We start from the raw sequence: 23,786 nt of genomic DNA on the forward strand, positions 1-23,786 counted from the left end.
TACAACAGAGTTGTAGATGACCCCCTGCCAGCGATCTAAGTTAGCTACACAAAAAAAGGCTGGCAAGTACGATTTTACTCACCAGCCCCACTTTTCTTAACGCTCTTTGCGCGATATCACTATTTTGCCGTGACAACCTGCATGCCAAACGGCTCATTCTGCAACGCAAGTGTCAGAACTTCTTCGATTCGTTTCACCGGGTGAATGTCTAAATCGGCAATAATGTTGTCAGGAATTTCTTCCAGATCGCGTTTATTTTCATCAGGAATCAGAACAGTCTTAATGCCACCGCGATGCGCTGCCAGCAGTTTTTCCTTCAGACCACCGATCGGCAGCACCTGGCCACGCAGGGTAATTTCCCCGGTCATCGCAACATCGGCACGTACCGGATTCCCGGTCAGGCAGGAAACCAACGCGGTGCACATAGCAATACCAGCACTCGGACCATCCTTCGGCGTCGCCCCTTCAGGAACGTGGACGTGAATGTCGCGTTTTTCGTAGAAATCCGAGTTAATACCCAGTTTATCCGCACGAGAACGCACTACCGTCAACGCCGCCTGAATGGACTCCTGCATCACTTCACCCAACGAACCGGTGTAGGTCAGCTTGCCTTTACCCGGTACGCAGGCGGTTTCAATGGTCAGCAGATCGCCGCCCACTTCCGTCCACGCCAGACCGGTGACCTGGCCAACACGATTTTCGCTATCCGCACGACCGTAGTCGTAGCGCTGCACGCCGAGGAAATCATGCAGGTTATCGCCATTAATCGTGATGTGCTTCAGGGTCTTATCCAGCAGCAGCTGTTTAACCGCCTTACGGCACAGTTTGGAGATTTCACGCTCCAGCCCACGCACGCCAGCTTCACGGGTGTAGTAACGAATAATCCCGACGATCGCGCTGTCCTCAACGGTCAGCTCGCCTTTTTTCAGCGCGTTACGCTCAATCTGTTTTGACAACAGGTGGCGTTTGGCAATGTTCAGTTTTTCATCTTCGGTGTAACCAGACAGACGAATCACTTCCATACGATCCAGCAGCGGTGCTGGAATGTTCATGGAGTTAGAGGTCGCCACAAACATCACATCGCTGAGGTCGTAGTCCACTTCCAGATAATGGTCGTTAAAGGCCACGTTTTGTTCTGGATCCAACACCTCCAGCAGCGCCGAAGCCGGATCGCCACGCATGTCGGAAGACATTTTATCGATCTCATCAAGCAGGAACAGCGGGTTTTTAACGCCCACTTTCGCCATTTTCTGGATCAATTTACCCGGCATGGAGCCAATGTAGGTACGACGATGGCCGCGGATTTCCGCTTCATCGCGCACGCCACCCAGCGCCATACGCACGTACTTACGTCCGGTGGCCTTGGCGATGGATTGGCCCAGCGAGGTTTTACCCACCCCCGGCGGCCCTACCAGGCACAGAATCGGCCCTTTGAGCTTGTTCACACGGCTCTGCACTGCAAGATACTCAAGGATACGATCCTTCACGCGCTCAAGGCCGTAATGGTCGGTATCGAGGACTTCCTGAGCCTGGCGCAGATCTTTTTTGACTTTGCTGCGCGCATTCCACGGCACCTGCACCATCCAGTCGATATAGCCACGCACGACGGTCGCTTCCGCCGACATCGGTGACATCATCTTCAGCTTTTGCAGTTCCGCTTCGGTTTTTTCTTTTGCCTCTTTCGGCATTTTCGCCGCGTCGATCTTGCGCTTCAGCGCTTCGTTCTCGTCCGGGGCATCGTCCATCTCACCGAGCTCTTTCTGGATGGCCTTCATCTGCTCATTCAGATAATACTCACGCTGAGATTTCTCCATCTGCTTTTTCACACGGTTGCGAATACGCTTCTCAACCTGCAGCAGATCGATTTCCGATTCCATCATCGCCATCAGATATTCCAGACGTTCGTTGATGTCGGACATCTCGAGGACGGACTGCTTATCGGCCAGCTTCAGCGGCATGTGGGCAGCGATGGTGTCGGCCAGACGTGCGGGATCGTCGATGCTATTGAGCGACGTCAGCACTTCTGGCGGGATTTTTTTGTTCAGCTTGATGTAGCCTTCAAACTGACCGATCGCGGTGCGCACCAGCACTTCCTGCTCGCGCTCTTCGATCGCTGGCGATTCGAGGTACTCCGCTTTCGCTGAGAAATGCTCGCCGTCGTCAGATAACGCAGAAATACGCGCGCGCTGCAGGCCTTCAACCAGCACTTTGACGGTGCCATCAGGCAGCTTCAACATCTGTAAAATTGACGCCACGGTCCCGACGGTGAAAAGATCATTTACACCCGGCTCATCCGTCGAAGCTTCTTTCTGCGCAACCAGCATGATTTTTTTATCATGGTCCATAGCCGCTTCAAGACAACGGATAGATTTTTCCCGCCCTACAAACAGGGGTATGACCATGTGCGGATAAACCACCACATCGCGCAACGGCAATACGGGGATTTCAATGCGTTCAGAACGCTCAGGATTCATAGAGCTCTCTCTTAGTTTAAAGTCCGCCAGGTAGTCAGCGGCACGACCTTCCATCGCGACGCTGTTAATATGTAAACCAGTATATGGGGATGTAATCCATACATTCAACGGCAGGAATGCAGGAAAAATAAAAGGGGAGATAAAATCCCCCCTTTTTGGTTAACTGCTTGAGCAATTTGGCGAATTATTCACCAGATGCTTGCTGTGCTTCCGGTTTACCGTAGATCAGCATCGGCTTGCTTTGGCCATCAATCACCGACGCGTCAATCACCACTTTTTCGACGTCGTCCATCGACGGCAGATCGTACATAGTATCCAGCAGTGCGGCTTCAACGATTGAACGCAAACCACGGGCGCCGGTTTTACGCGCCATCGCTTTTTTAGCGATCGCATCCAGCGCTTCATCACGGAACTCCAGCTCCGCACCTTCCAGATTGAACAACGCCTGATACTGTTTGGTCAGAGCATTTTTCGGCTCTTTCAGGATCTGGATCAGCGCGTCTTCGCTCAGCTCGTTCAGGGTAGCCACCACCGGCAGACGACCGATGAACTCCGGAATCAGACCAAATTTGATCAGATCTTCCGGCTCAACCTGGGACAGCAGCTCGCCTTCGCTGGCCTTGTCGGATTTTGCCTTCACCGTCGCGCCGAAACCAATACCAGAGCCGGTTTCAACACGGTGGGAGATGACTTTATCCAGACCGGCAAACGCCCCGCCGCAGATAAACAGAATCTTGGAGGTATCAACCTGCAAGAATTCCTGCTGCGGATGCTTACGGCCACCCTGCGGCGGCACAGCGGCCACGGTACCTTCGATCAGCTTCAGCAGCGCCTGCTGCACGCCTTCCCCTGATACATCACGGGTGATCGACGGGTTATCGGATTTACGAGAAATCTTGTCGATTTCATCGATATACACGATGCCGCGCTGTGCTTTCTGCACGTCGTAGTCGCATTTCTGCAACAGTTTCTGAATGATGTTTTCAACGTCTTCACCCACGTAACCGGCTTCGGTCAGGGTGGTGGCGTCCGCCATGGTAAACGGCACATCCAGCAGGCGCGCCAGCGTTTCGGCCAGCAGCGTTTTACCGGAACCGGTCGGCCCGATCAGCAGGATGTTACTTTTACCCAGCTCAACGCCGTTGCTGGTGTCACCATTGCGCAGACGTTTGTAGTGGTTATAGACCGCGACGGCCAGCACCTTTTTCGCCGGTTCCTGACCGATAACATAATCGTCCAGATGGTGGCGAATTTCGTGCGGCGTCGGCAGCGCACTGCGCTCGCGATGCGGCGCAACTTCTTTAATCTCTTCGCGAATGATGTCGTTACATAAATCAACGCATTCGTCGCAGATATACACGGATGGCCCGGCGATCAGCTTACGCACTTCATGCTGGCTTTTGCCGCAAAAAGAGCAATACAACAGTTTGCCCGAACCATCTTTGCGTTTATCTGTCATGAGTCCAAACCTCTTATTAAGTTCTTTGTGCCGCACACGACGACGCAAATGCCATTCTCAGGCGCAAGCCGCTGATCAGCGTTGTGCCGCCTTACTCCAGACAAGTATAGCGGCACCCTCACGCCAGGGGCATCAATTACGATGGGTCAAAATGGAATCGACCAGGCCGTATTCCACCGCTTCAGAGGCGGAAAGGAAACGATCACGCTCGGTGTCGGTCTCAATCTGCTCCAGGGATTTACCCGTATGGTGCGCCATCAGTTCATTCATCCGACCCTTCACTTTCAGGATCTCGCGGGCGTGAATTTCGATATCCGTCGCCTGACCCTGATAGCCGCCCAGCGGCTGGTGGATCATCACGCGAGAGTTCGGCAGGCAGAAACGCTTGCCTTTTGCCCCTGCGGTTAACAGGAACGCGCCCATTGAACAGGCCTGGCCCATACAAATGGTGCTCACGTCAGGCTTGATGAACTGCATAGTGTCGTAAATCGACATCCCGGCAGTGATCACCCCGCCCGGAGAGTTAATGTATAAATAAATGTCTTTTTCCGGGTTTTCTGCTTCCAGAAAAAGCATCTGCGCCACGATCAGGTTCGCCATGTGGTCTTCCACCTGGCCGGTCAGAAAGATGACGCGTTCCTTGAGCAGACGGGAATAGATATCAAAAGAACGTTCACCGCGCGAGGTCTGTTCAATGACCATCGGCACCAGGGCCATATGGGGTGCAAAGTTATCTCGTTCGCCACTGTATGACATTTCCGTCTCCTGGATTAAATTTGAATAAACCTGCCGCACTGATTGTAACCTTATGGACGGATTATCAGCCAGAGCCTTCTACCCGTCATCGCTCAAATTAGCTGGATATTAGACGAATGCCGGCAACCTGAACAAATCTGAGAAATCACGTGTCGTCATTATGCATGATTTCACGTAGGCAGTTCCGTCTCCTCGAAATGGGGACGATGCAATCATAATTCAAGCATAACAAGCTTTTGTCGTAACGCTATCATTGATATCGCGTTTTCGCACTCATACTGAGGCTATCGTTGCGATAAAAAAAACCCGCCGCCTCTCGGCAACGGGTTTTACCTGAACCTTAAACCTGGTAGGCGGAATTACGCCTGCTGGTTCATCAGTTCGTTGAAAGTGGTGGCTTTTTCAGACACTTTCGCTTTTGCCAGAACGGCTTCAACAGCCTGCTCTTCCAGCGCAACGTTATGCATGTTGTCCATCAGTTCGTTGTTTTTGCTGTAGAACTCAACAACTTCTTTCGGATCTTCATAAGCGGAAGCCATCTCTTCGATCAGACCTTTAACGCGATCTTCGTCAGCTTTCAGCTCGTTGGTACGAATCACTTCGCCCAGCAGCAGGCCAACAACAACGCGGCGTTTAGCCTGCTCTTCGAACAGTTCGCGCGGCAGTTCCAGCGCCTGGTTCTCGTTGCCACCGAAACGCTGAGCAGCCTGACGACGCAGAACGTCGATTTCGCTGTCGATCAGTGCGGCCGGGACATCGATGTCGTTAGCCTTGACCAGACCTTCGATAGCCTGAGACTTAACGCGGTTACGCACGGCGCCTTTCAGCTCGCGATCCATGTTTTTACGCACTTCAGCGCGCAGACCTTCTACGGAACCATCTTCAACGCCGAAACGTTTGATGAATTCAGCAGTCAGTTCCGGCAGTTCACGTTCTTCAACTTTTTTCAGGTTGATGACGAATTTAGCTGCTTTACCTTTCAGGTTTTCTGCGTGGTATTCTTCCGGGAAGGTCACGTCGATAGTGAACTCTTCGCCAGCTTTGTGACCTTTGATACCGTCTTCAAAGCCCGGGATCATACGACCCTGGCCCATTGCCAGTACGAAGTCAGTCGCTTTGCCGCCTTCGAACTCTTCGCCGTCAACAGAACCGGTGAAGTCAACGGTGACGCGATCTTCTGCATCAACAGCACCGTCTTTGTCTTTCCAGTTAGCCTGCTGCTTACGCAGAGTATCCAGCATGGTGTCAACGTCAGCTTCGGTTACTTCAACAACCGGTTTTTCAACTTCGATTGCTTCCAGACCCTGCAGCTCAACTTCCGGGTAAACTTCGAATTCTACCGCGTAGGTGAAGTCTTCACCCAGCTTGTATTCGCCTGGAACGTAGTTCGGCGCACCGGCCGGATTGATTTTCTCTTTGATGATAGCGTCAACGAAATGACGGCTCATCAGGTCACCCAGCACGTCCTGGCGAACGGATGCGCCATAACGCTGAGCAACAACATTCATCGGCACTTTCCCTTTACGGAAGCCGTCAATGCGAACTTTTTTCGCCACGTTGACCAGCTCGCTTTTGACAGCATTCTCGATGCTGTCAGCGGCGATAGTAATCGTTACACGGCGCCCAAGGCCCTGAGTGGTTTCAACTGAAACTTGCATCTTGTTACCTCAAAAAAATCACAGTGCTCGGTCAACTCTGGAAGCGCGTGTCAGTGGCTTCGCAGAACCGGGATGCCCTCTTCAAATCAGAAACACATTCCCTGTCGTCAGAATCATCCCGAAGACATTCATAATATAAGACGCGGCATTATAGCGGCATCACTTTTGTGAGTCGAGAACGGTTGTCGCCCACTGCTGCGGCATTTTTCACATTTCCCGCGCAAATTTGCCTGAAAAAGTACCCACTGAGCACATTTTCAGGCAAAACAAAACGGCCCGTAGGCCGTTTTTGGATAAATCTTCACGCAACATACTGGAAAAGCTCCGGCAGTTGCAAATGCGATTTCTAGGCGATGCTTCCTGCTCCGCGACAAGGAGGAGACGCAAAGATAGTGTCCTGAAGCCCTTCCCACTCTTTAATCGTATAGGTGTGCAACGCCAGCGCGTGCACGGTGCTTGACAGTTCCTCGGTCAACGTACCGTAAATCATCCGGTGACGATTAAGGAAACGCTCGCCGGTAAAACGATCGCTAACCAACACCACTTTAAAATGACTTTCAGAACCCGCAGGCACATTGTGGCGATAGCTTTCATCCACGACTTCGAGATACACCGGGTCGAACGCTGCTCTAAGTTTTGCTTCGATCTGCTCACGTATCATCATGAATTTTCTCCTCCGACAACGCTGAGATGCCGCCATTCCTTTTAAATGTTAGCCGCTTTTACCGCTTCCATTAGGGGAAAACAACAAAAAATTAGCATTCTTCTTATATTTTCATTCAAAAGTATTTAGTTTACTCACTGTTGACGCCAGAACGCCCGCCAGGATCGCGATAAAAATGGCTAAAGGTCATAAAACAGGCAACACGATGAAATTACATGCGTTGCCACTTCCCCTCGCCGTTGGCAATGTTATGATGGCGGGAATCTTTCTCAATTACCCGACATAACTTGAGCTACAGCAACAGCCGCTAACGCCCCTGTAGAATCAAATATGACGAGTAAAACCACCCCCTGCGTTGAGACCCTGAACATGTTTAAGAAAATTCTTTTTCCTTTGGTCGCGCTGTTTATGCTGGCAGGATGCGCTACGCCACCGACCACCATCGATGTATCGCCGAAAATGAGCCTGCCGCAGCAGGATCCGAGCCTGATGGGCGTAACCGTCAGCATTAACGGCGCTGACCAGCGTCCGGACCAGGCGCTGGCAAAAGTCACGCGCAATAACCAGCAGGTCACTCTGACCGCCTCCCGCGATCTGCGTTTCCTGCTGCAGGAAGTGCTTGAAAAACAAATGACCGCTCGCGGTTATATGATTGGGCCAAACGGTGCCGTCGACCTGCAGATCATCGTCAACAAACTGTATGCCGATGTCTCCCAGGGTAACGTGCGTTACAACATCGCCACCAAGGCCGATATTGCGATTATCGCCACCGCCGCTAACGGCACTAAGATGACCAAAAATTATCGTGCCAGCTATTCTGTTGAAGGCGCCTTCCAGGCCTCTAACCAGAACATTGCGAATGCTGTCAACAGCGTCCTGACCGATACCATCGCCGATATGGCGCAGGACACCAGCATTCACGATTTCATCAAGCAAAACGCACGTTAATCTGTTGGTAAACCCGGCCTCGCGCCGGGTTTACGCTATAAGCCATGTCTAATCATTATTTACGCATTTTTCAGCAGCCGAAATCAGCTATCCTGCTGATTCTTGGTTTTGCTTCTGGTTTACCGCTTGCTTTGACCTCAGGCACGCTTCAGGCGTGGATGACGGTTGAAAATATCGATCTGAAAACCATCGGTTTCTTCTCTCTTGTCGGCCAGGCTTACGTCTTTAAGTTTCTCTGGTCGCCCTTAATGGACCGCTACACGCCGCCGTTTCTTGGCCGGCGCCGCGGCTGGCTCCTGACCACACAATGCCTGCTGTTGATTGCCATTGCGGCGATGGGATTCCTTGAGCCCGCCACTCAGTTGCGCTGGATGGCGGCCCTGGCAGTGGTTATCGCCTTCTGTTCTGCGTCCCAGGATATTGTCTTCGACGCCTGGAAAACCGATGTCCTTCCGGCAGAAGAGCGTGGTACCGGCGCCGCGATTAGCGTACTGGGCTATCGCTTAGGGATGCTGGTTTCTGGCGGACTGGCGCTGTGGCTGGCCGATCGCTGGCTGGGCTGGCAGGGCATGTACTGGCTGATGGCCGCGCTGCTGATCCCCTGCATTATTGCCACGTTGCTGGCACCGGAGCCGAGCGACGTCATTCCGGTCCCAAGGAGCCTCGAGCAGGCCGTCGCGGAACCGTTGCGTGATTTCTTCGGGCGCAACAACGCCTGGCTGATTCTGCTGCTGATCGTCCTTTATAAGCTCGGCGACGCTTTCGCCATGAGTCTGACCACGACCTTCCTGATCCGCGGCGTCGGTTTCGATGCCGGCGAAGTCGGGATGGTAAATAAAACGCTGGGGCTGTTCGCCACAATCGTCGGCGCGCTGTACGGCGGCGTATTGATGCAACGCCTCACCCTGTTTCGCGCCCTGCTCATTTTCGGGATCCTACAGGGCGTGTCGAATGCCGGTTACTGGCTGCTGTCGATAACGGATAAGCATCTGTATTCGATGGCGACGGCGGTCTTTTTCGAAAACCTGTGTGGCGGTATGGGAACGGCGGCGTTTGTCGCGCTATTAATGACGCTGTGCAATAAGTCATTTTCTGCCACCCAGTTTGCCCTCTTGTCGGCGCTGTCAGCGGTCGGGCGCGTCTATGTTGGCCCGATTGCCGGCTGGTTTGTCGAAGCCCACGGCTGGCCAACGTTTTATCTGTTCTCAGTATTTGCTGCGGTGCCCGGTATCCTGCTGCTGCTACTGTGTCGCAGCACCCTGGAACATACCCAACGCACCGGAACCTTCCTGCCACGCACGGAATACGCGCAGACCTACAGGCTGGCGCTGCTGATCCTCGCTCTGGGAACGCTGATGCTGGGGATATGGCTGCTGCTACTAGTGCTGAATGCGCTGGATTTCACCGCATTTTCCTTCCTGCCAGGCATGCTGGAAGTGGCGGCGCTGACTGCCGTCGGCGGCATCCTGCTCGGCAGCCTTCTCGATTATCTGGCATTGCGCAAGACCGCGCTGGTTTAATGTACAGGTCAGCCTAATAAACCGTTGTAGTTACTCAACGTAATTATAACGGTTTATTAACGATCTTATATTTTCCATTTTTCATTTGTTGTTTTGTGCGCTTAACATTTTCGGAAATTATTGACAAATTTTATTCGAAACATTAAATAATTTAACCGATTCAGCAAAAGTGGTTTAATATTTACGTTGCACAATGTCTTTTATTTGATAATTAATTGTTAAGCATTTGTTCTATTTTGCTGGTAGTTATACTCATTCACCTATAAACCCCTCCATTTTTATCGCTTTCTTCATAGATCCTCCGTATATCGGGCTTTGCAAGCGATGTCGTCATACTCAGTTACATATGTGACAAAGCAAGCAGAACCCACTAACACGGAACTGACACTGCTCCAATCATGTTTACAGTAATGCAACCTTCCCGTAAAATGCCCGTACACTTTAAGCGCCACCAGATTCCGTGGAATTGAGGTCGTTCAATGAGACTTAGGAAATACAATAAAAGTTTGGGATGGATGTCATTAATCGCAGGTACTGTATTACTCAGTGGTTGTGATTCTGCGCTCCTTGACCCAAAAGGACAGATTGGACTGGAGCAACGTTCTTTGATACTGACGGCCTTTGGCCTGATGATGATTGTCGTTATTCCCGCCGTCTTAATGGCAGTAGGATTTGCCTGGAAGTATCGTGCGAGCAATAAAGATGCGAAGTATAGCCCGAACTGGTCACACTCCAACAAAGTTGAAGCGGTGGTCTGGACGGTTCCTATTCTGATTATCCTGTTCCTGGCCGTTCTGACCTGGAAAACCACGCACGCACTTGAGCCAAGCAAACCGCTTGCTCACGAAGAGAAACCGATCGTCATCGAAGTCGTTTCGATGGACTGGAAATGGTTCTTTATTTATCCGGAACAGGGTATTGCTACCGTCAACGAAATCGCCTTCCCGGCGAACGTACCGGTACACTTTAAAGTGACCTCCAACTCCGTGATGAACTCGTTCTTTATCCCACGTTTAGGCAGCCAGATTTACGCAATGGCCGGGATGCAGACTCAGCTGCACCTGATCGCGAACGAAGCTGGTACTTATGACGGTATCTCCGCAAGCTATAGCGGCCCGGGCTTCTCAGGTATGAAGTTCAAAGCTATCGCCACGCCGGATCGTGCAACCTTCGATCAGTGGGTAGCGAAAGCAAAACAGTCATCGAACGCAATGGATTCCATGGCGACCTTCGACAAACTGGCTGCGCCTAGCGAATACAACAAAGTGGAATACTTCTCTGACGTGAAACCTGATTTGTTCAAAGATGTTGTTAACAAATTTATGTCTCACGGTAAGAGCATGGAGATGTCCCACCCGGAAGGCGAGCACGCTGCGCACGAAGGAATGGAAGGCATGGACATGAGCCACGCGGAAACCGCTCACTAAGGGGCCGAGGAAGAAAACGATGTTCGGAAAACTTACACTGGATGCAGTGCCCTACCATGAACCCATTATTGTGGTTACGGTGGCTGCGATTATCATCGGGGGACTGGCGCTTCTGGCGGCAATCACTTACTTCGGTAAGTGGTCCTACCTTTGGAATGAGTGGCTGACTTCGGTTGACCACAAACGACTTGGTATCATGTATGTCATCGTAGCAATCGTAATGTTGCTGCGTGGCTTTGCTGACGCCGTTATGATGCGTAGCCAGCAGGTGCTGGCCTCGGCCGGGGAAGCAGGATTCCTGCCGCCTCACCACTACGACCAGATCTTTACCGCCCACGGCGTTATCATGATCTTCTTCGTAGCGATGCCGTTTGTTATCGGTCTGATGAACCTCGTGGTTCCGCTGCAGATCGGTGCGCGCGACGTAGCCTTCCCGTTCCTCAACAACCTGAGCTTCTGGTTCACCGTTGTCGGTGTGATTCTGGTTAACCTGTCTCTGGGCGTCGGTGAGTTCGCGCAGACCGGTTGGCTGGCCTATCCGCCGCTGTCGGGAATTGAGTACAGCCCGGGTGTCGGGGTCGATTACTGGATTTGGGCGCTTCAGCTCTCCGGTATTGGTACTACGCTGACCGGTATTAACTTCTTCGTGACGATCATCAAGATGCGTGCCCCTGGCATGACCATGTTCAAGATGCCGGTATTTACCTGGGCATCTCTGTGCGCCAACATCCTGATTATCGCCTCCTTCCCAATTCTGACCGTCACCATCGCGCTGCTGACCCTGGATCGCTATCTGGGCACCCATTTCTTTACCAACGATATGGGTGGCAACATGATGATGTACATCAACCTGATTTGGGCCTGGGGCCATCCGGAAGTGTATATCCTGGTTCTGCCGGTATTCGGTGTCTTCTCCGAAATCGCTGCAACCTTCTCGCGTAAACGCCTGTTTGGCTACACCTCGCTGGTGTGGGCAACCGTGTGTATTACCGTACTGTCGTTCATCGTCTGGCTGCACCACTTCTTCACCATGGGTGCTGGCGCAAACGTAAACGCCTTCTTCGGTATTACCACGATGATTATCGCCATCCCGACCGGGGTGAAGATCTTCAACTGGCTGTTCACCATGTATCAGGGTCGTATCGTCTTCAACTCCGCAATGCTGTGGACGATTGGCTTTATCGTGACCTTCTCTGTAGGTGGTATGACCGGCGTACTGCTGGCGGTACCGGGCGCGGACTTCGTTCTGCACAACAGCCTGTTCCTGATTGCCCACTTCCATAACGTTATTATCGGTGGTGTGGTATTTGGTTGCTTCGCTGGCCTGACCTACTGGTGGCCAAAAGCCTTCGGCTATACCCTGAACGAAACCTGGGGTAAACGCGCGTTCTGGCTGTGGATCATCGGCTTCTTCGTCGCATTTATGCCGCTGTACGTGCTGGGCTTCATGGGTATGACCCGTCGCCTGAGCCAGCAGATTGACCCGCAGTTCCACCCGATGCTGGTTGTTGCAGCGTGCGGTGCAGCGCTGATTGCCTGCGGTATCCTGTGCCAGCTGATTCAGTTCTACGTTTCTATCCGCGACCGCGATCAGAACCGTGACCTGACCGGTGACCCATGGGGCGGCCGTACGCTGGAGTGGGCAACCTCTTCTCCTCCGCCGTTCTACAACTTCGCCATTGTTCCGCAGATTCACGAGCGCGATGCGTTCTGGGAAATGAAAGAAAAAGGCGAAGCGTATAAGAAACCAGCAGGCTATGAAGAAATTCACATGCCGAAAAACAGTGGCGCGGGCATCGTTATTGCCGCCTTCGCAACGGTGTTTGGTTTCGCAATGATCTGGCACATCTGGTGGATGGCGATTGCAAGCTTCGTCGGTATCCTGGTGACCTGGATTATTAAGAGCTTTGACGAGGACGTGGATTACTACGTGCCGGTTGCAGTAGTCGAGAAACTGGAAAATCAGCATTTCGACGAGATTAACAAAGCAGGGCTGAAAAATGGCAACTGATACTCTTGCGCATAACGCCCACGCGCACGAACACGGGCACCATGATACAGGACCGATGAAAGTCTTCGGTTTCTGGATCTACCTGATGAGCGACTGCATTATCTTCGCCACGCTGTTTGCTACCTATGCCGTTCTGGTGAACGGCACGGCGGGCGGACCGACCGGCAAAGATATTTTCGAACTGCCGTTCGTTCTGGTTGAAACCGCGCTGCTGCTGTTCAGCTCCATCACCTACGGCATGGCGGCTATCGCCATGTACAAAAACAACAAGAGCCAGGTTGTTTCCTGGCTGGCGCTGACCTTCCTCTTCGGGGCAGGGTTCATCGCGATGGAAATCTATGAATTCCATCACCTGATTGTTGAAGGTATGGGCCCGGATCGTAGCGGCTTCCTGTCAGCGTTCTTCGCGCTGGTCGGTACCCACGGTCTGCACGTGACTTCCGGTCTGATCTGGATGGCAGTTCTGATGGTACAGGTCTCTCGTCGTGGCCTGACCAGCACTAACCGCACCCGTATCATGTGCCTGAGTCTGTTCTGGCACTTCCTGGACGTAGTGTGGATCTGCGTGTTCTCGGTTGTTTATCTGATGGGGGCAATGTAATGAGTCATTCTAGCGATCATAACGGCGCTTCTCACGGCAGCGTAAAGAGCTACATGACAGGCTTCGTCCTGTCGATCATTCTGACGGTGATCCCGTTTGCGATGGTTATGAGTGGCTCCGCATCGCATGCGGCTATTCTGGGGACCATCCTGGTCACTGCTGTTGTGCAGATTGTCGTACACCTGGTGTACTTCCTGCACATGAACAGCAAGTCTGACGAGGGTTGGAACCTGACCGCATTTATCTTCACCGTAATCATCATTGCAATCGTAGTGGTAGGCTCCATCTGGATTATGTGGAACCTGAACTACAACATGATGATGCACTAAGAGCGGCGAGTATGTTTAAGCAATACCTGCAAGTCACGAAACCTGGCATCATTTTTGGCAACCTGATCTCCGTGATCGGCGGTTTCCTTTTGGCCTCCAAAGGCCACATCGACTATCCGCTGTTTGCATGGACACTCCTTGGAGTGTCCCTGGTGGTCGCCTCGGGTTGTGTATTCAACAACTACATCGACCGTGACATCGATCGTAAGATGGAACGGACGAAAAACCGGGTGCTGGTCAAAGGGTTGATCTCGCCACCAGTTTCGCTGGTATACGCCACCTTGCTGGGTATTGCTGGCTTTATGCTCCTGTGGTTCGGCGCTAACCCACTGGCCTGCTGGCTGGGGGTGATGGGGTTCGTGGTTTATGTCGGCGTCTACAGCCTGTACATGAAACGCCACTCCGTTTACGGCACGCTGATTGGCTCACTCTCCGGCGCAGCGCCGCCGGTGATTGGCTACTGTGCGGTCACCGGTAATTTTGACAGTGGAGCGGCGATTCTGCTGGCGATCTTCAGCCTGTGGCAGATGCCTCACTCTTACGCCATCGCGATTTTCCGCTTCAAGGATTATCAGGCGGCGAATATTCCGGTCCTGCCGGTAGTGAAAGGCATCTCCGTGGCGAAAAACCACATCACGCTGTACATCGTGGCTTTTGCTGTCGCCACGCTGATGCTCTCTCTGGGCGGTTACGCCGGGTATAAATACCTGGTCGTGGCAGCCGCGGTGAGCGTCTGGTGGCTGGGCATGGCCCTGCGCGGTTACAAGGTAGCGGATGATAAAGTCTGGGCGCGTAAGCTGTTCGTCTTTTCCATCGTCGCCATTACCGCCCTGTCGGTCATGATGTCCGTGGACTTTATGGTGCCGGATTCACACAGTCTGCTGGCCTACGTCAGATAAGATTGCAGCTCTCTGATAAACCCCGCTCCGGCGGGGTTTTTTATTGCCGTCGGTTTAGCCCACCAGCATCGCCTGCGCGCTGTAAAGCAAATCGAGATGGTCACGACACAGCGCCTCAAGAGAAGTCCGTGACTGATGCGAAGTCAGACTCAGCGCTCCCCAGTAGGTCCCTTCCCTGTCGGATAACGGCACCGCCAGCACCAGCATGCCAATCTCAAACTCCTGCTCGATGGTCGCATAGCCCTGACGCCGCACCGCCGCAATTCGCTCCATCAGCATCGGCACATCCGTCACCGTATAGGGCGTGCGCTGTTCGCGTTTGATGCGCTGCAGAATCGCTTCGCACTCCCCTTCCGGCAGCGAAGCCAGCCACAGTCGTCCCCCAGCGGTACAGAATATCGGCACCCGCTCCCCTAACCGCACCGAGGTCGAGTTAAACGGGGTATGTTTGCTGCGCGCAATATACACCAGCTCATCTTCGTCAATCACCCCCACCGAGGCGTGCTCCTCCGTCCGGCTGGCGATGTACTCCACGATCGGTCGCACCATCCGCGGAAACTGGGCCGAATCTACATAGGCCTGGCCCAGACGCAGCGCTTTCGGCGTCAGCCAGTAGTAACGGCCATCGGTCTGCAGATAGCGCTCGTGGAGCAAGGTCAGCAAAAAACGCCGGGCGGCGCTCTGGGTCAGACCGCTCATTTTCGCCGCCTGAGGCACGCTCAACCGGGGGAAATCTTTCGAAAAAAGCTGGATCAGCGCCAGTCCTTTTTGCAGGCCGACGATCAAATCGCGTGGATGTATGGTGTTTTGCATATTGGCTCACATTTCTGCAACATTAACATCGATTCACTGCGATTATCGCAGTGGTGGTGCGATTAACAACCAATACGTCCGAATTCTGCGTTGTCGCTCTCAGGTTCCACTGAAATACTTTCACAACATTCATTTAACAAATGAGGTTTGAAATGGTCAGTGGATTCACGCAGGTCGTCGCCGTTATCGGCCATCCGATTACCCAGGTAAAATCGCCGGAAAACTTCAACCGCTATTTCGCTGACCAGAAAATGGACAGCGTGATGATCCCGGTGGATATCGCTCCCGAAGCGGTGGCTGACTATTTGCAGGCGCTGCGCGGCTGGCAAAACATGAGCGGCGTGCTGGTCACCGTGCCGCACAAACAGCGCGCCGCCGTGCTGGTTGATGAGCTCACGCCCCGCGCCCGCCACCTCAACGCGGTCAATGTGATCCGCAAGCTGGCGGATGGCCGTCTGCAGGGCGATATGCTGGACGGCGTTGGCTTCGCCCTTGCCGCTGACGCCCACGGTTTTCAGGCCGCGGGCAAAAGCGCGCTGCTTTCCGGCTGCGGCGGCGTTGGAAGCGCCATCGCATGGGGGCTGTGCGAATCCGGCATCCGCCAGCTGGCGCTGCACGACCAGAACCCGGCCACCTTGCAGCTGCTGCATAACCGCCTCGCCACCCACTTCCCCGGGGTCCTCCTCACTCCCCTGCCCGACACCCTGAGCGGCATTGATTTGCTGGTGAACGGTTCTCCGGCGGGAATGGCCAATTTCGATCCGCTGCCGCTACCACAGCCCCTGCTGGAGACGCTCGACGCAACAACCCACGTCGCCGACGTCGTCACCGCCCCGGTGATGACGCCCCTGTTAACCTTTGCCGAGGCCCGCGGCTGCGTAGTTCAGACCGGGCCAGAAATGGCGCTGGCGCAGATGCAGTTGATGGGGCAGTTCATCGGCGCGATCCCGCAGGCGCAAGGAGCCGCGGCATGAACAACTGGGACGTGATCGTCATCGGCAGTGGTGCCGGCGGGTTTGCTGCCGCCGTCACCGCCTGCTGCCAGGGGCTGTCGGTACTGATGCTGGAAAAAGCGCCGCAGTTTGGTGGCACCTCGGCAATATCCGGCGGCGCGGTGTGGATCAACGATACCGACCAGGCGCGGGTGCAGGGGAAAAGCGGCAGCGGCGAGGAGATCAAAACCTATCTGAAGACTATTATCGGGGAACAGCACTACCGCCCGGAGATCGTCGAGGCGTTTGTCGCTTCCGGCCGCGAGGCGCTGGCCTATCTCGAACAACAGGGCGCCGTAAAGTACAGCCTGCGCCCGCTCTCGCCGGACTATTACCCTGACGAACCCGGCGCGGTCGATACCGGACGCGCGCTGGAGGTCGTCGAGTATGATGGTCGCCTGCTCGGCGAGCGTTTTCGCGATCTGCGCGCGCCGCCGCCGGGCATGCTGCTGTTTGGCGGCATGATGGTGAACCGTGTTGATATTCAGCATTTCCTCGATATGCGCCGTTCGCTGCGCTCGTTATCGCACTGCACGAAACTGCTGCTGCGCTACGGTCGCGACCGCCTCAAGCACCATCGCGGCACCCGCCTGGCAATGGGCAACGCGCTGATTGCCCGCATGGCAACCGTGGCGTTGCGCAAAGGCATGACGCTGCGCCTGAACGTCAACGTGCTGTCGCTGGTGGAGCAAAACGGTGCCGTCACCGGCGTCACCGTTGAGCACAACGGGCTGCAGGAGACGCTGCTGGCTCGTCGTGGCGTGGTGCTGGCCGCCGGTGGCTTTGCCGCCGGGCAGCTGGCGGCGCAATACCGCCCGCATACCCGCGAGCACTACTCCATGTCTCCCGCTGCCAACGACGGGGCCGCATTGCGTCTCGCCAGCACGGTCAACGCGCGGGAAGGCGCCGACCTCCCCTCGAACTTTTTCTGGGCGCCGGTCTCGGTGCTGCGTCACGCCGACGGTCGCGAAGAACGCTTCCCGCACCTGGTCACCGACCGGGCCAAGCCAGGCGTCATCGCCGTTAACCAGCGCGGGGAACGCTTCGTCAATGAATCGAACTCTTATCACCACTTTGCCAGCGCCATGCAAAGCCATCCCGACAACGCCCCGTGCTTCCTGATTGGCGATGCGCAGGCGATGAAACGTTATGGGCTGGGCCTGGCGCGCCCGGCACCGGTCAACAACGACGCGCTGATCAAAGCCGGTTACCTGCATAAAGCGGACTCGCTTGGCCTGCTGGCGCAGCAGTTGGGGGTCGACGCACAAGCCCTGGTTGATACGGTGGCCCGTTACAACCGCGACGCCGCCCAGGGCCAGGACCCGCAATTTGCCAAAGGCGGCAACAGCTATAACCGGGCGATGGGCGATCCGGGGCATCAACCCAACGCCTGTAACGCGCCGCTGGTAAGCGCCCCGTTCTATGCCATCACCCTGTACACCGGCGATCTGGGCACCTCACGCGGCCTGGTCACCACCGAAAATGCCCAGGTCGTCAATCATCACAACCAGCCGATCCCCGGCCTCTATGCCGTCGGCAACGATATGGATTCCATGATGGCGGGAACCTATCCCGGCCCCGGTATCACCCTCGGCCCGGCCCTGACCTTCGGCTACCTTTCAGCCAGCCATATGGCACACCACACCGCATCATCAACAGGAGAACATCATGATCTATGAAAAACGCACCTACACCATCAACCCGTTAAAAATGGCCGACTGGCTGGCGCTGTACAAAAGCGATGCCTACGCCGTACAAACCGAGCACCTGGGCACGCTGATCGGCTTTTTCTTCACCGAAATTGGTGTGGTCAATCAGGTGGTACACATCTGGGCTTACGAGAGCCTCGACGATCGTCTGGTTCGCCGCGGGCGCATGGCGCAGGACGAGCGCTGGCTGACCTTCTCGCGCAAAAACCGTGAACTGGCGGCCGTTGAGCGGCTGGAGTCGGTGCTGCTGCGCCCCGTTGATTTTTCACCACTGCAATAAGGGGCCGGAGATGAGCGGGCATAAAAAGGTGGATGTGCTGGTGGTCGGCTCCGGTGCCGCGGGGCTTGCAGCCGCGGTAACCGCCGCCCTCAACGGCGCCAGCGTGCTGCTGGCAGAAAAGGAGTCGGTGATTGGCGGCACCAGCGCCTGGTCTGGCGGCTGGCTGTGGATCCCGCAGAATCCGCTGGCCCGCGAAGAGGGCATTCACGAGGATGACGACGTGCCGTTGACCTATTTGCAGCATGAAATGGGCGGACAACCCGCCGATGCCCGCCTGCTCAACTTCCTGCGGTATGGCCCGGAGATGATTGATTTCTTCCGCCGCCATACCGCGGTGCAGTTTCTCTCGGGCAGCAAAATGCCCGACTTTCACACCTCGCCGGGCTACGCCCAGGGCGGACGCTCGGTGACCGCGCAACCCTACGACGGGCGCCTGCTGGGCGACTGGCTGCATCGTCTGCGCCCGCCACTGGAAACCATCAGTCTCGCCGGCATGGGCATCGCCGGCGGCGCCGATATGGCGCACTTTTTTAACGCCACCCGCTCACCGCGATCGGCGTTGTATGCCGCCCGGCGTCTGCTGCGCCACGGCTGGCAACGGCTGCGCACCGGACGCGGGCAGCATCTTGTTAACGGCAACGCGCTGATGGCGCGTCTGCTACGCTCGGCCCTCGATGCCGGGATCACCATGATGTTGAATGCCCCGGTGGTGCGGCTGCTGACCAGCGCCGACGGTGTCAACGGCGCGGTGCTTCGTACTGATGACGGTGAGATGACGGTTCACGCCAGCAAGGTGATCCTTGCCTGCGGCGGGTTCCCTCACGATCGCCAGCGTCTGGCGCAACATGTGCCGCACGCCGCGGACGGCTATGGCCACTTCTCCGCCGCCCCACCGGGCAATCAGGGCGAGGGGATTCGCCTCGGGGAGTCGGTCGGCGGTCAGTTCGACACCACGCTGCAGCACGCAATGGCCTGGGCACCGGTCTCCCGGGTAACCCTTGCCAGCGGCCTGCAGCTGGTCTTCCCGCATCTGGTCGAACGGGCGAAGCCGGGGTTTATCGCCGTCCTGCCCGACGGCACGCGCTTCACCAACGAAGCCGACTCTTATCATGACTTTATCGCCGCGCTGCTGGCCGCCACCCCAGCGGGTGAACAGCCAAACGCGTGGCTTATCGCCGACAGCCGGGCCCTGCGCCGTTACGGTCTGGGCCATGCGCGGCCGTTTCCCTTTTCACCGGAGGCATGGCTGCGCACGGGCTATCTCCGCACGGCGGATACGCTGGCCGGGCTGGCGGAACAATGCGCCATCGATGCCGGGCAGCTGGCCGCCACGGTGGCCCGCTTTAATACTTTCGCCGCCCAAGGCGAAGATCCGGAGTTTCAACGCGGCGCCTCGGCCTACAACCAGGCGCAGGGCGATGCCAGCCATCCACATCATCCTACGCTCGGGCCGCTGACCCAGGCCCCGTATTATGCCGTGCGTATTCTGCCCGGTTCACTGGGCTCGTTTAGCGGGCTGAAAACCGATGAACAGGCACGGGTTCTCGATGCGCAGCAGCAACCGATTTCAGGCCTGTATGCCATTGGCAACGATATGTCGAGCGTGATGCAGGGTTACTACCCCAGCGGCGGTATCACCCTCGGCCCGGCGATGACCTTTGGCTATCTGGTCGGTAAAAACTGGCAGCAAACACAATAAAAACAACGCAATAAATAACATCTTACCAGGGACGGCAGTACACATAACAACAATCACCTGTAACTGTACCGGAGCCTTTTATGAACATGCGTACCCTGTCACTCGCCGCCCTCACCGTGCTCGACGTTCCGCCCCCGGAACAGGTGCGGATCGCGGCAAAAACCGGTTTTACCCACGTCGGCCTGCGCCTGCTTCCCGCCACGCCGACCGATCCTGACTACGATATGCTCGGCGACACCGCCACCGTGCGCAACACCCTGGCGGCGTTAATGGAGACCGGTATCCAGGTGTCGGACGTTGAAATCCTGCGTCTGACTCACGACTTTGCGATCGACGCGCGGTTGAACTGTTTTCTCGAAACCGCCGCGCGGCTGGGAGCCCGCCAGGTACTGGTGGCCGGCAACGACGATAACCTGACACGCAGTGCGCAGAACCTTGCCGCGCTCGCAGAAGCGGGCCAGGCCTACGGGTTAACCATGAATCTGGAACCGATGCCGTGGACCCGCTTGCGCACCCTCGCCGACGCCCAACGGCTGATTGCCGCCAGCGGGCGTTCGGACATCGGCATTCTGGTTGATGCTATCCATTTCTGGCGCGCCGGAGAGTCGCTTTCCAGCCTCGCCACCCTGCCGCCGTCATGCCTCAACTACATGCAACTGTGCGATGCCCCGGCGCAGATCCCCGATAACGAACAGGAGCTGATCCGCCAGGCGCGATCCGCGCGCAACGTTCCCGGAGAAGGTGGGCTGGATCTGCACGGCCTGATGTCCGCGCTACCGACCACGCTGCCGGTATCGCTGGAAGTTCCGTTAAGCGGTGACCAGGGCGCCCTGCCGGCCCTCACCCGCGCACAGTTACTGTTCAACGCCGCGCAGGCTTACCTGCGTCCCTGCGCATAAGGAAAAGCAGATGACTCAGACTCAACGCCTGGATGTCAGAGAGTTAATCAACCGCAATCCGCTCAGCCGCTTTCAGAAACTGGTGGTTTTCTTAGGCTTCTGCGTGATTGCCCTCGATGGTTTTGATATTGCAATCATGGGGTTTATCGCTCCGACGCTGAAGCATGAATGGGGCGTTAGCAACTATGAACTCGGGTTTGTCATTAGCGCCGCGCTGATTGGCCTGGCGTTGGGGGCCATACTGTCCGGGCCGCTCGCCGACTGGCTGGGGCGCAAAAAAATCATCATCAACAGCGTCTTTTTCTTCGGCTTCTGGACCATTGCTACCGCCTTTTCTCACAACATCGAACAGATGATTTTCTTCCGGTTTATGACCGGGCTGGGGCTGGGCGCGGCGATGCCCAATATCGGCACCCTGGTGTCGGAATATGCCCCCGAGCGCCAGCGATCCTTTCTGATTACGGTGATTTTTTGCGGGTTTACCTTCGGCGCTGCCGCAGGCGGGTTTTCCGCCTCGTGGCTGATCCCGCAATTTGGTTGGCATTCGCTGATGGCGCTCGGCGGGATCCTGCCGCTGCTGTTTGCGCCGGTGCTGATCTGGCTGCTGCCGGAGTCGGTGCGTTTTCTGGTGGTCAAAGGTGCGCCCGCGGCGCGTATCCGCAAGATCCTGCAGCAGCTCTATCCGGGGCAGATCGCCGATGATGCCGAATTCACCCTCCCGACCCAGCCCGTTCATGGCAACGCCATGCGTCTTGTCCTCTCCCGCCAGTATCGCCTCGGTTCCATGATGCTGTGGCTGGTCTATTTTATGGGGCTGTTTCTGGTCTATATCCTCGGCAGCTGGCTGCCGACGCTGGTAAAAGAGGTTGGGCTCACCGTCAGCCAGGCGGCCATCATGACCGCCATTTATCAGGCCGGCGGCACCGTCGGTTCCCTGTTTGCCGGATGGCTGATGGATCGCATTAACCCGCATCGGGCGCTGGGGCTGATTTATGCCATCGGTGGCCTGTTTACCATGGCGATGGGCTATGCCGCAGCCAGCTTTACGCTGCTGTGCCTGCTGGCCTTCGTCAGCGGGGCCTGCCTCAACGGCGCCAATACCGGCATGAATGCGCTCTCCGCCCGCTACTATCCGACCCAGGCCCGCGCCACCGGCTCCAGTTGGATGCACGGCGTTGGCCGGATCGGCGCGATCCTCAGCGCCTTTGCCGGCGCGGAAATGATGGCGCTAAATCTCAGCTTCGAAAGTGTGTTCTTGATTCTCGGGATCCCGGCGACGTTAACCGTGATTGGGCTACTCATCAAAGGGCTGTTTGCCACCGATGCCGATGCGCAACCCGCCTCCCCTTCTTCTCCCTCAATAAGGAGCTTGTCGTGAGCAAAATGGGTCTTGCCGTTATCGGCGTGGGCGCCATCGGACGCAAACATATCGCGGTGATCCGCAACAATCCGCAGGTGGAGCTTGTGGCCCTCGCCGACCCTTCGCCGCAGGCACAGGCGCTGGCGCAGTCTCTGGACGTGCCGTGGTATGACAGCGTGGAAACTATGCTGGAGACCGCGCGCCCTCAGGGGGTTATTAATGCCACTCCCAACAAGCTGCATGTCCCCTGCGCCCTCGCCTGTATTGAACGTGGGATCCCGGTGCTGGTTGAAAAGCCGGTCGCCGACTCTCCGGAAGGCGCCAGAGCGCTGGTCGATGCCGCCGCGCGCCATCAGGTTCCGACACTGGTAGGCCATCACCGGCGGCATAATGCGCTTATCGCCGCCGCCAAGGCTCTGATTGACAGCGGTCAGTTGGGCCGCATCGTCAGCGTCTCTGCGCACTGGATTTTGCAAAAGCCGGACGACTATTTTGATGTCGCCTGGCGACGCGAACCCGGCGCCGGGCCGCTGCTGGTCAACCTGGTGCACGATATTGACCTGATGCGCTATCTGTTTGGCGAAATCGAGCAGGTGCAGGCCTTTACGTCCCACGCCGTGCGGCAGTTCGCCAATGAAGACAGCGCGGTGGTTAACCTGCGTTTCAGCAGCGGGGCGCTGGGTAGCGCGGTACTCACCGACTGCGGCGTCGGCCCCTGGAGCTGGGAGATGAACTCCGGGGAAAATGCTATCTACGCCCACACCCCGGAAAACTGCTATCTGATCTCCGGCACCCTCGGCGCGCTGGCGATCCCGCAGATGCAGTGGTGGCGCTACGGCGAAGCGCGCGGCTGGCTGCATCCGCTGCAGAGCGACCGGCTCAGCGTCGAGCCTATCGATCCGTTCGAACTGCAGTTGCGCCACTTTATCCGGGTAATCGCCGGCGAGGAGCAACCGCTGATCGATGCCGCCGACGCGCTCAGGTCGCTGGAGGTAATTGCCGCCATCCAGCAAGCAGCAGGCAAAACGGCCTGATCCGATGCAGGTACAGCCGCCCGCTGTACCTGCTTTTTTCATTTGCTGATAACAGGGAAAAAAAGAAAATAAATTTCAATATTATTTAAAATGAAAATATCATGCCTTATCGATTCACCTCACAGTTTCCCCACTCTTCTGCTGTACTCTTGCCGGCCTCATTAATAACACCATGGTTAATACGCTAATTTTCTGCGCCATTAATGGCGTTCAACCGCTTTCCTGTAAATATTAAACGTTATTTATGATCTTTA

The 23,786-nt window shown here is 55.9% G+C and carries 20 protein-coding genes; 14 read left to right on the top strand and 6 right to left on the bottom strand.

Going from position 1 to position 23,786, the window contains the following annotated elements; genetic code table 11:
- Positions 1 to 119: 119 nt before the first annotated feature.
- The 5 genes from lon to bolA all read right to left on the bottom strand — a co-directional run bounded on the left by lon (position 120) and on the right by bolA (position 7,011).
- Entirely contained in the window at positions 120 to 2,474 is a 2,355-nt protein-coding gene (gene lon / locus ACMYSN_RS09215) for an endopeptidase La (protein WP_462497786.1), read from the bottom strand.
- 184 nt (positions 2,475 to 2,658) lie between these two features.
- Entirely contained in the window at positions 2,659 to 3,933 is a 1,275-nt protein-coding gene (clpX, locus tag ACMYSN_RS09220; RefSeq protein WP_462497787.1) for an ATP-dependent Clp protease ATP-binding subunit ClpX, read from the bottom strand.
- A 132-nt stretch (positions 3,934 to 4,065) separates the two neighbouring features.
- Positions 4,066 to 4,689, bottom strand: a complete 624-nt coding sequence (clpP, locus tag ACMYSN_RS09225; protein ID WP_123755699.1) for an ATP-dependent Clp endopeptidase proteolytic subunit ClpP — start codon at positions 4,687 to 4,689, stop codon at positions 4,066 to 4,068.
- 359 nt (positions 4,690 to 5,048) lie between these two features.
- Entirely contained in the window at positions 5,049 to 6,347 is a 1,299-nt protein-coding gene (gene tig, locus ACMYSN_RS09230) for a trigger factor (protein ID WP_462497788.1), read from the bottom strand.
- A gap of 346 nt (positions 6,348 to 6,693) precedes the next feature.
- Positions 6,694 to 7,011 carry a transcriptional regulator BolA gene (gene bolA / locus ACMYSN_RS09235; RefSeq protein ID WP_123755697.1) on the bottom strand — a complete coding sequence of 106 codons (318 nt, stop codon included), beginning with the start codon at positions 7,009 to 7,011 and terminating at the stop codon, positions 6,694 to 6,696.
- A 369-nt stretch (positions 7,012 to 7,380) separates the two neighbouring features.
- Between bolA and ACMYSN_RS09240 the strand changes: the two genes are divergently transcribed.
- From ACMYSN_RS09240 to cyoE, 7 genes are all read left to right on the top strand, one after another.
- Positions 7,381 to 7,959 carry a lipoprotein gene (locus ACMYSN_RS09240; protein ID WP_123756219.1) on the top strand — a complete coding sequence of 193 codons (579 nt, stop codon included), beginning with the start codon at positions 7,381 to 7,383 and terminating at the stop codon, positions 7,957 to 7,959.
- A gap of 44 nt (positions 7,960 to 8,003) precedes the next feature.
- Positions 8,004 to 9,479: an MFS transporter gene (ampG, locus tag ACMYSN_RS09245; protein WP_462497789.1), complete on the top strand. Its 1,476-nt coding sequence runs from the start codon at positions 8,004 to 8,006 to the stop codon at positions 9,477 to 9,479.
- Between the two features lie 479 nt (positions 9,480 to 9,958).
- Complete coding sequence (gene cyoA, locus ACMYSN_RS09250; protein ID WP_123755695.1) at positions 9,959 to 10,906, top strand: cytochrome o ubiquinol oxidase subunit II; 948 nt, start codon at positions 9,959 to 9,961, stop codon at positions 10,904 to 10,906.
- A gap of 19 nt (positions 10,907 to 10,925) precedes the next feature.
- Positions 10,926 to 12,917, top strand: a complete 1,992-nt coding sequence (cyoB, locus tag ACMYSN_RS09255; RefSeq protein ID WP_462497790.1) for a cytochrome ubiquinol oxidase subunit I — start codon at positions 10,926 to 10,928, stop codon at positions 12,915 to 12,917.
- Entirely contained in the window at positions 12,907 to 13,518 is a 612-nt protein-coding gene (locus ACMYSN_RS09260) for a cytochrome o ubiquinol oxidase subunit III (RefSeq protein WP_110273749.1), read from the top strand. Before cyoB ends, ACMYSN_RS09260 begins: the two co-directional genes overlap by 11 nt.
- Complete coding sequence (locus ACMYSN_RS09265) at positions 13,518 to 13,847, top strand: cytochrome o ubiquinol oxidase subunit IV (RefSeq protein ID WP_132728431.1); 330 nt, start codon at positions 13,518 to 13,520, stop codon at positions 13,845 to 13,847. The genes ACMYSN_RS09260 and ACMYSN_RS09265 overlap by 1 nt, the downstream gene beginning before the upstream one ends.
- A gap of 11 nt (positions 13,848 to 13,858) precedes the next feature.
- Positions 13,859 to 14,746: a heme o synthase gene (cyoE, locus tag ACMYSN_RS09270; protein ID WP_123755692.1), complete on the top strand. Its 888-nt coding sequence runs from the start codon at positions 13,859 to 13,861 to the stop codon at positions 14,744 to 14,746.
- A gap of 54 nt (positions 14,747 to 14,800) precedes the next feature.
- Here the strand turns inward: cyoE and ACMYSN_RS09275 are convergent, their stop codons facing one another.
- A complete protein-coding gene (locus ACMYSN_RS09275; RefSeq protein ID WP_123755691.1) occupies positions 14,801 to 15,559 on the bottom strand; it encodes an IclR family transcriptional regulator domain-containing protein in 759 nt (252 codons plus the stop codon).
- 152 nt (positions 15,560 to 15,711) lie between these two features.
- On the opposite strand from ACMYSN_RS09275, the gene ACMYSN_RS09280 reads away from it, so the two are divergent.
- The 7 genes from ACMYSN_RS09280 to ACMYSN_RS09310 all read left to right on the top strand — a co-directional run bounded on the left by ACMYSN_RS09280 (position 15,712) and on the right by ACMYSN_RS09310 (position 23,532).
- On the top strand, positions 15,712 to 16,533 hold the full coding sequence (locus ACMYSN_RS09280; protein WP_462497791.1) for a shikimate dehydrogenase family protein: 822 nt from the start codon (positions 15,712 to 15,714) through the stop codon (positions 16,531 to 16,533).
- Entirely contained in the window at positions 16,530 to 18,230 is a 1,701-nt protein-coding gene (locus ACMYSN_RS09285; protein ID WP_462497792.1) for an FAD-dependent oxidoreductase, read from the top strand. The genes ACMYSN_RS09280 and ACMYSN_RS09285 overlap by 4 nt, the downstream gene beginning before the upstream one ends.
- Complete coding sequence (locus ACMYSN_RS09290) at positions 18,220 to 18,540, top strand: NIPSNAP family protein (RefSeq protein ID WP_123755688.1); 321 nt, start codon at positions 18,220 to 18,222, stop codon at positions 18,538 to 18,540. Before ACMYSN_RS09285 ends, ACMYSN_RS09290 begins: the two co-directional genes overlap by 11 nt.
- Before the next feature lie 10 nt (positions 18,541 to 18,550).
- A complete protein-coding gene (locus ACMYSN_RS09295; RefSeq protein ID WP_462497793.1) occupies positions 18,551 to 20,239 on the top strand; it encodes an FAD-dependent oxidoreductase in 1,689 nt (562 codons plus the stop codon).
- 80 nt (positions 20,240 to 20,319) lie between these two features.
- On the top strand, positions 20,320 to 21,138 hold the full coding sequence (locus ACMYSN_RS09300) for a sugar phosphate isomerase/epimerase family protein (RefSeq protein ID WP_462497794.1): 819 nt from the start codon (positions 20,320 to 20,322) through the stop codon (positions 21,136 to 21,138).
- Between the two features lie 10 nt (positions 21,139 to 21,148).
- Positions 21,149 to 22,516, top strand: coding sequence for an MFS transporter (locus tag ACMYSN_RS09305; protein ID WP_462497795.1), 1,368 nt, complete (start codon positions 21,149 to 21,151; stop codon positions 22,514 to 22,516).
- Between the two features lie 5 nt (positions 22,517 to 22,521).
- A complete protein-coding gene (locus tag ACMYSN_RS09310; RefSeq protein WP_462498231.1) occupies positions 22,522 to 23,532 on the top strand; it encodes a Gfo/Idh/MocA family protein in 1,011 nt (336 codons plus the stop codon).
- Positions 23,533 to 23,786 lie beyond the last annotated feature (254 nt).

This window comes from Klebsiella sp. R445, assembly GCF_051131755.1.
Classification (GTDB): Bacteria; Pseudomonadota; Gammaproteobacteria; order Enterobacterales; family Enterobacteriaceae; genus Klebsiella; species Klebsiella lignicola.